The sequence below is a fragment of the Pseudomonas sp. XP2 genome (assembly GCF_053557975.1).
In genome coordinates, this window is sequence record NZ_JBNRIK010000013.1 from 137,862 (window position 1) to 144,896 (window position 7,035).

Sequence of the window (7,035 nt, forward strand, 5' to 3'; positions counted from 1 at the left end):
AAAGCATCAGCGCAACACGCGATATCGAATGGAGCAAACAAGGGCCCGCGCGCCAATGGTTCAGGAATGATTGGCCTGAAACAAATGTGGGAGCGGGCTTGCCCCGCGAAGCGCCGCGCGGGCGGCGCTCGATCTTCCACGCGACAAACCTCTCAAGGCGAGCACTTCAAATTCTGACCCGAAAGTCCGGTTACGCCGCCCGGCAGCCGTGGCTTAGAGCGGGTGCCGAAAACCATCGAAGTAGGCTAGAATGCACGGCCTCTAAGCACACCCCTTCCTGAGGCTGTCCCGACGATGTTGATCCTGCGCGGCGCTCCTGCCCTTTCTGCCTTTCGCCACGGTAAATTACTCGAGCAACTGAGCCAGAAAGTCCCCGCTGTTACTGGTTTGTATGCCGAATTTGCCCACTTCGCCGATGTCGATGGCGAGCTGACCGCCGACCAGCAGCAGGTGCTGGGCCGTCTGCTCAAGTACGGCCCGAGCGTGCCGGTACAGGAGCCGACTGGCCGCCTGTTCCTGGTCGTGCCGCGCCTGGGCACCATTTCGCCGTGGGCCAGCAAGGCCAGCGACATCGCCCACAACTGCGGCCTGCAGTCGATCCAGCGCCTGGAGCGCGGCATCGCCTACTACGTTGCCGGCACCCTGAGCGACGCTGATGCCGCGTTGATTGCTGCCGAACTGCACGACCGCATGACCCAGCGCGTGCTCGGCCAGCTGGAGCAGGCGTCCGACCTGTTCAGCCACGCCCAGCCCAAGCCGATGACCTCGGTGGACATCCTGGCCGGTGGCCGTGACGCCCTGGCCCAGGCCAACATCGACCTGGGCCTGGCCCTTGCCGAAGACGAGATCGACTACCTGGTCGCTGCCTTCCAGGGGCTCAAGCGCAACCCGAACGACATCGAACTGATGATGTTCGCCCAGGCCAACTCCGAGCACTGCCGCCACAAGATCTTCAACGCCAGTTGGGACATCGACGGCCAGGCTCAGGAAAAAAGCCTGTTCGGCATGATCAAGAACACCTACCAGATGCACAGCGAAGGCGTGCTGTCTGCGTACAAGGACAACGCCTCGGTCATCGTCGGTAACGTGGCCGGCCGCTTCTTCCCGAACCCTGAAACCCGCCAGTACGGCGCGGTGCAGGAGCCGGTGCACATCCTGATGAAGGTGGAAACCCACAACCACCCGACTGCCATCGCCCCGTTCTCCGGCGCCTCCACCGGCTCCGGTGGCGAAATCCGCGATGAAGGTGCTACCGGCCGCGGCGCCAAGCCCAAGGCGGGCCTGACCGGCTTCACCGTGTCCAACCTGCGCATTCCGGGCTTCGAACAGCCTTGGGAGCAGGCCTACGGCAAGCCTGAGCGTATCGTCGACGCCCTCGACATCATGATCGAAGGCCCGCTGGGTGGCGCCGCGTTCAACAACGAATTCGGTCGCCCGGCCCTGACCGGTTACTTCCGTACCTTCGAGCAGGCCATCAATACCCCGCACGGTGAAGAAGTGCGCGGCTACCACAAGCCGATCATGCTGGCCGGTGGTATGGGCAACATCCGTGAAGACCACGTGCAGAAGGGCGAGATCACCGTCGGCGCCAAGCTGATCGTGCTCGGCGGCCCGGCCATGCTGATCGGCCTGGGTGGCGGCGCCGCTTCGTCGGTGGCTACCGGTGCCAGCTCGGCTGACCTGGACTTTGCCTCGGTACAGCGCGAAAACCCGGAAATGGAGCGCCGTTGCCAAGAGGTCATCGACCGCTGCTGGCAGCTGGGTGACAACAACCCGATCGCCTTCATCCACGACGTGGGCGCGGGCGGTATCTCCAACGCTTTCCCCGAGCTGGTCAACGACGGTGGCCGTGGTGGCCGCTTCGAGCTGCGTAACGTGCCAAATGACGAGCCGGGCATGGCCCCGCACGAAATCTGGAGCAACGAATCGCAAGAGCGTTACGTGCTGGCCGTCAGCGCGGTCGACTTCGAGCGTTTCCAGGCCATCTGCGAGCGTGAGCGTTGCCCGTTTGCCGTGGTCGGTGAAGCAACCGAAGAGCCGCACCTGACCGTAAGCGACAGCCACTTCGGCAACACGCCTGTGGACATGCCGCTGGACGTGCTGCTGGGCAAGCCGCCGCGCATGCACCGCTCGGTTACCCGCGAGGCCGAGCTGGGCGATGACTTCGACCCGAGCGAGCTGGACCTGGACAACGCCGTGCAGCGCGTGTTGAACCACCCGGCCGTGGCCAGCAAGAGCTTCCTGATCACCATTGGCGACCGTACCATCACCGGCCTGGTTGCCCGCGACCAGATGGTCGGCCCGTGGCAGGTACCGGTCGCTGACTGCGCCGTCACCGCCACCAGCTTCGACGTCTACACCGGTGAAGCCATGGCCATGGGCGAGCGCACCCCGCTGGCGCTGCTGGATGCCCCGGCGTCCGGGCGCATGGCCATCGGTGAAACCCTGACCAACCTGGCGGCTTCGCGCATCGAGAAACTGTCCGACATCAAACTGTCGGCCAACTGGATGTCCGCCGCCGGTCACCCGGGTGAAGATGCCCGCCTGTACGACACCGTCAAGGCTGTCGGCATGGAGCTGTGCCCGGAGCTGGGCATTACCATTCCGGTCGGCAAAGACTCGATGTCGATGAAGACCAAGTGGAGCGATGAGGGTGGCGAGAAGAGCGTCACCTCGCCAATGTCGCTGATCATCACCGGCTTCGCCCCGGTCACCGACATTCGCAAGACCCTGACCCCTGAACTGCGCATGGACAAGGGCGAGACCGACCTGATCCTGATCGACCTGGGCCGTGGCAAGAACCGCATGGGCGCCTCGATCCTGGCGCAGACCTACGGCAAGATTGCTGCCCAGGCACCGGACGTGGACGACGCCGAAGACCTCAAGGCCTTCTTTGCCGTGATCCAGGGGCTGAACGCCGACGGCCACCTGCTGGCCTACCACGACCGCTCCGACGGCGGCCTGATCACCACCGTGCTGGAAATGGCCTTCGCCGGCCACTGCGGCCTGGACCTGCAACTCGACCCACTGACTGACAACCGTAAAGACGTGCCGGCCATCCTCTTCAACGAAGAGCTGGGTGCGGTTATCCAGGTTCGCCAGGATGCCACCCCGGACGTGCTGGCGCAGTTCAGCGCGGCTGGCCTGGGCGAGGAGTGCGTCGCGGTGATCGGCAAGCCGGTCAACAACGCCGAAGTGTCCATCAGCCTGAACGGCGAAGTGCTGTTCGACGACGACCGTCGCATGCTGCAGCGTCAGTGGGCCGAGACCAGCTACCAGATCCAGCGCCTGCGCGACAACGCTGACTGCGCCGACCAGGAATTCGACCTGCTGCTCGAGGAAGACAACCCAGGCCTGTCGGTCAAGCTGGGCTTCGACGTCAACGACGACATCGCTGCGCCGTACATCAAGAAGGGCGTGCGCCCGCAAGTGGCCATCCTGCGTGAGCAGGGTGTTAACGGCCAGGTCGAGATGGCCGCTGCCTTCGACCGTGCCGGTTTTGCCGCCATCGACGTGCACATGAGCGACATCCTGGCGGGCCGTGTCGACTTCGAGGCCTTCAAGGGCCTGGTCGCCTGCGGTGGCTTCTCTTACGGTGACGTGCTGGGTGCCGGTGAAGGCTGGGCCAAGTCGGCGCTGTTCAACGCCCGTGCCCGTGATGCGTTCCAGGCCTTCTTCGAGCGTACCGACAGCTTCGCCCTGGGCGTGTGCAACGGTTGCCAGATGATGTCCAACCTGCACGAGCTGATCCCGGGCACCGAGTACTGGCCGCACTTCGTGCGTAACCGCTCGGAGCAGTTCGAGGCTCGCGTTGCCATGGTCGAGGTGCAGAAGTCCAACTCGATCTTCCTGCAGGGCATGGCCGGTTCGCGCATGCCGATCGCCATCGCTCACGGTGAAGGCCATGCCGAGTTCGCCAATGAAGCGGCACTGCTGGAAGCCGACCTGTCCGGTTGTGTGGCCCTGCGCTACGTCGACAACCACGGCAAGGTCACCGAAGCCTACCCGGCCAACCCGAACGGCTCGCCGCGTGGTATCACCGGCCTGACCAGCCGCGACGGCCGCGTGACCATCATGATGCCGCACCCGGAGCGCGTGTTCCGCGCCGTGCAGAACTCCTGGCGCCCGGATGAGTGGCAGGAAGATGCCGCGCTGATGCGTATGTTCCGCAACGCGCGGGTGTGGGTGAACTAAGGCGTGTACAAGCTCGCCTTCTTTGTCCCCGCCAGCCATGTCGAGGTGGTCAAGGCCGCTGTGTTCGCTGCTGGTGGCGGGCGCATCGGCGACTATGACCACTGCGCCTGGCAAACCTTGGGCCAGGGCCAGTTCCGCCCGTTGGACGGCAGCCAGCCGTTCCTCGGGCAAGCCGGTCAGGTCGAGGTGGTGGAGGAGTGGAAGGTAGAGCTGGTGGTGGCTGACGAGCTGATTGCCCAGGCTGTCGCAGCGCTGAAGCAAAGCCACCCGTACGAGACGCCAGCCTATGAGGTCTGGCGGCTCGCCGAGTTCTAGACCGCATCACGGCTGTTCGCGGGCACGCCCTACAGTTCAGCCACAATCTCCTTGCCTGGCTCAGGCCGTTTCAACCCGGCACAAGCCAGCAACCCCACCTCGAACAGCACCCACATCGGCACCGCCAGCATCGTCTGCGAAAACACATCCGGTGGCGTCAAAATCATCCCCACCACAAAGCACCCGACGATCACGTAGGGCCTGCTGCGCCGCAATGTGGCCACATCCGCCAACCCCACCCAGACAACGATGAACGTTGCCACCGGGATCTCGAACGCCAGCCCGAATGCCAGGAACAGCGCCAGGATAAAGTCCAGGTACTGGCTGATATCGGTCATCATCGCCACACCGTCCGGCGTCACGCTGGCAAAGAAACCGAACATCATCGGGAATACCAGGAAGAACGCGAACGCCATGCCGGCATAGAACAGCACGATGCTCGACACCAGCAGTGGCAGGGCAATGCGCCGCTCACGGCGGTACAGCCCCGGTGCCAGAAAGCCCCATGCCTGGTGCAGTAGCAGCGGCATGGCGATGAACAGTGCGCACATTGCGGTCAGCTTGAACGGCGTCAGAAACGGCGAGGTGACGCTGGTGGCGATCATGCTGGCGCCTTCCGGCAAAAAGCGCCGCAGCGGTTCGGAGATGAGCGTGTACAACGTCTGGGCGAAGGGGAACAGGCCGGCGAATACCAGGGCCACCAGTGCCAGGCAACACACCAGGCGTTTGCGCAGGTCCCGCAGGTGTTCGGTCAGCGGCATGCTGGCTGTCGGGTCCATGGCAATACTCATGAGGCGTTTTCCTTGGGGGCGGCGACCGTGGTGGCATCATTGGCCGGCACCGTGTTCAGGCTGATGCCCTGGCGTATTTCCTGTTCCAGGCGCTGCAGCGGTGCGCTGTCGAGGTTGGGCAACTCGATTTCGCGTTCTACCTGCGTGCGCAAGGCGTACATGGCCCGGCGTGCCTGGCCCAGGCCGCGCCCGAGGGTGCGCGCTGCAACCGGCAGGCGCTCCGGGCCCAGCACCAGCAGCGCGACGACGCCCACCAGCAGCAGCTCGCTGAAGCCTACCTCGAACATCAGGCCTGACGGTCCGCTTGAGGCTGCTGCGCGGCTTGGCCGGTCAGCGGGGCCTGTTGCTGAACCTGCGCCTGGCCAGTTGCGTTGGCGTCAGTGTCGCCGCCCATGGACTTGCGAAAACCCTGGATCGCCTCGCCCACATCGCTGCCCAGGCCCTTGAGGCGCTTGGTACCAAACAGCAGGAATACGATCAGCAGTACGATCACCAGTTGCCAGATTCCAATGCCACCCATTGCCACCACTCCTGTAAGGTCATGAAAAGGAAGGGCAATCCTGCCTCGTGCAGATGACGCGCAGATGACGGACTGGCATTGCCATCTACCTGCAACACACCGCGTGTTGACTGGCGTCTTTATTCTGCGAGCGAGGCACGCACGGATGGGTGGCAGGCAACAGCAGGGTGCGGCCCTGCTGATGGTGATGGTGGTGCTGGCAATGCTGGCGGCGGGCATGGCCTGGTTGGTGGAAGATGGCCGGCGCCAGGTGGATGAAGTGCGCCTGCTGCACCAGCGCATACAGGTGCGGGCTATGGAGCAGGCCGGCCTGGCCTATGCCGAGCAGGCTCTGCGCGACCCCGCCTGGCGGCTTAGCCCGCTGTTCTGGCAGGCCTTGCGGGGGCAGCCGCTGAATTACGACTTTGGCGCCGGGCAGGCGCAGCTGCGGGTGCGCGACCAGCACACCTGCTTCAACGTCAATGCGCTGCTGGGTGCCGATGGCGAGCGCGCCGAGCGCCAATTGCGTCACCTGCTGGGCGACGACATGGCCGCCGAACGCCTGGTCGATGCGCTGGCCGACTGGCTCGACGCCGACAGCGACACCCGCCTGCAGGGCGCCGAAAGTGCCCAGTACCTGCGCCAGCAACCGCCGCGCCTGGCGGCCAACCAGCCGATGCTCGACACCAGCGAACTGAACCTGTTGCTGGAGCCGGACGCCAGCCGCCAAGCGCGTTATCCGATGCTGTGCGCCTTGCCCGAGATCACCGGCTGGCGTCTGAACGCCAATGCGCTCGGGCTGGAGCACCTCCCGTTGCTGGAAGCGCTGTACGAAGGGCGCTATTCGCGGTCGCTGCTCAGCCGCATCATCAGCGGGCGGCCGGCGTCGGGGTATGTGGATGCGGCCGCGTTGCGCCAGGCGCTAGGGGCGGTGGATGACGAAACGTTTGAACGGCTGAGTGAGGGTTTGCTGCTCAACAGCGGGTACTTCCTGCTGCAGCTGTCGTTCGAGGAAGAGGGGCGGGTGATACGCAGCGAGTTTCAGGTAGAGGCGCTGGGAGTGGTGCAATGGCATGCCCGGGTGCCGGCGCAGCAGGTGCGGGTGCGTAGCCGGGAGCCCATGGCCTGGTAGGGCTCGATATTGCCGGGGCTACTTTGCAGCCCTTTCGCCGGCAAGCCAGCTCCCCCAGGAAACCAAGGCATTCATGGCCTGTGATATCCCTGTGGGAGCTGGCT

6 protein-coding genes are annotated in these 7,035 nt (G+C 64.6%); 3 read left to right on the forward strand and 3 right to left on the reverse strand.

The genetic code is table 11. From position 1 onward, the window contains the following. The first annotated feature begins 294 nt into the window (after window positions 1–294). Window positions 295–4,194 (forward strand): phosphoribosylformylglycinamidine synthase, encoded by a 3,900-nt coding sequence (gene purL, locus ACK1VC_RS15970; protein WP_016485113.1) that lies wholly within the window; start codon window positions 295–297, stop codon window positions 4,192–4,194. Between the two features lie 3 nt (window positions 4,195–4,197). Further along, a complete protein-coding gene (locus tag ACK1VC_RS15975) occupies window positions 4,198–4,509 on the forward strand; it encodes an NIF3 1 (protein ID WP_016485114.1) in 312 nt (103 codons plus the stop codon). Between the two features lie 29 nt (window positions 4,510–4,538). Here the strand turns inward: ACK1VC_RS15975 and tatC are convergent, their stop codons facing one another. The 3 genes from tatC to tatA are packed head-to-tail and all read right to left on the reverse strand — an operon-like array spanning window position 4,539 to window position 5,820. Next, window positions 4,539–5,300, reverse strand: coding sequence for a twin-arginine translocase subunit TatC (gene tatC, locus ACK1VC_RS15980; RefSeq protein WP_191087320.1), 762 nt, complete (start codon window positions 5,298–5,300; stop codon window positions 4,539–4,541). Beyond that, on the reverse strand, window positions 5,297–5,587 hold the full coding sequence (gene tatB / locus ACK1VC_RS15985; protein ID WP_070086995.1) for a Sec-independent protein translocase protein TatB: 291 nt from the start codon (window positions 5,585–5,587) through the stop codon (window positions 5,297–5,299). The genes tatC and tatB overlap by 4 nt, the downstream gene beginning before the upstream one ends. Next, entirely contained in the window at window positions 5,587–5,820 is a 234-nt protein-coding gene (gene tatA / locus ACK1VC_RS15990; protein WP_016485117.1) for a twin-arginine translocase TatA/TatE family subunit, read from the reverse strand. The genes tatB and tatA overlap by 1 nt, the downstream gene beginning before the upstream one ends. A gap of 145 nt (window positions 5,821–5,965) precedes the next feature. Here tatA and gspK point away from each other — a divergent pair, with 145 nt between their 5' ends. Then, window positions 5,966–6,931, forward strand: a complete 966-nt coding sequence (gspK, locus tag ACK1VC_RS15995; RefSeq protein WP_070086996.1) for a type II secretion system minor pseudopilin GspK — start codon at window positions 5,966–5,968, stop codon at window positions 6,929–6,931. Window positions 6,932–7,035: the final 104 nt, after the last annotated feature.

What these genes read in the sequence shown, in the direction of transcription:
- purL (WP_016485113.1), top strand. Translation starts at nt 295, where the DNA reads ATGTTGATCCTGCGCGGCGCTCCTGCCCTTTCTGCCTTTCGCCACGGT.
- tatA (WP_016485117.1), bottom strand. Translation starts at nt 5,820, where the DNA reads ATGGGTGGCATTGGAATCTGGCAACTGGTGATCGTACTGCTGATCGTA.
- gspK (WP_070086996.1), top strand. Translation starts at nt 5,966, where the DNA reads ATGGGTGGCAGGCAACAGCAGGGTGCGGCCCTGCTGATGGTGATGGTG.
- tatC (WP_191087320.1), bottom strand. Translation starts at nt 5,300, where the DNA reads ATGAGTATTGCCATGGACCCGACAGCCAGCATGCCGCTGACCGAACAC.
- tatB (WP_070086995.1), bottom strand. Translation starts at nt 5,587, where the DNA reads ATGTTCGAGGTAGGCTTCAGCGAGCTGCTGCTGGTGGGCGTCGTCGCG.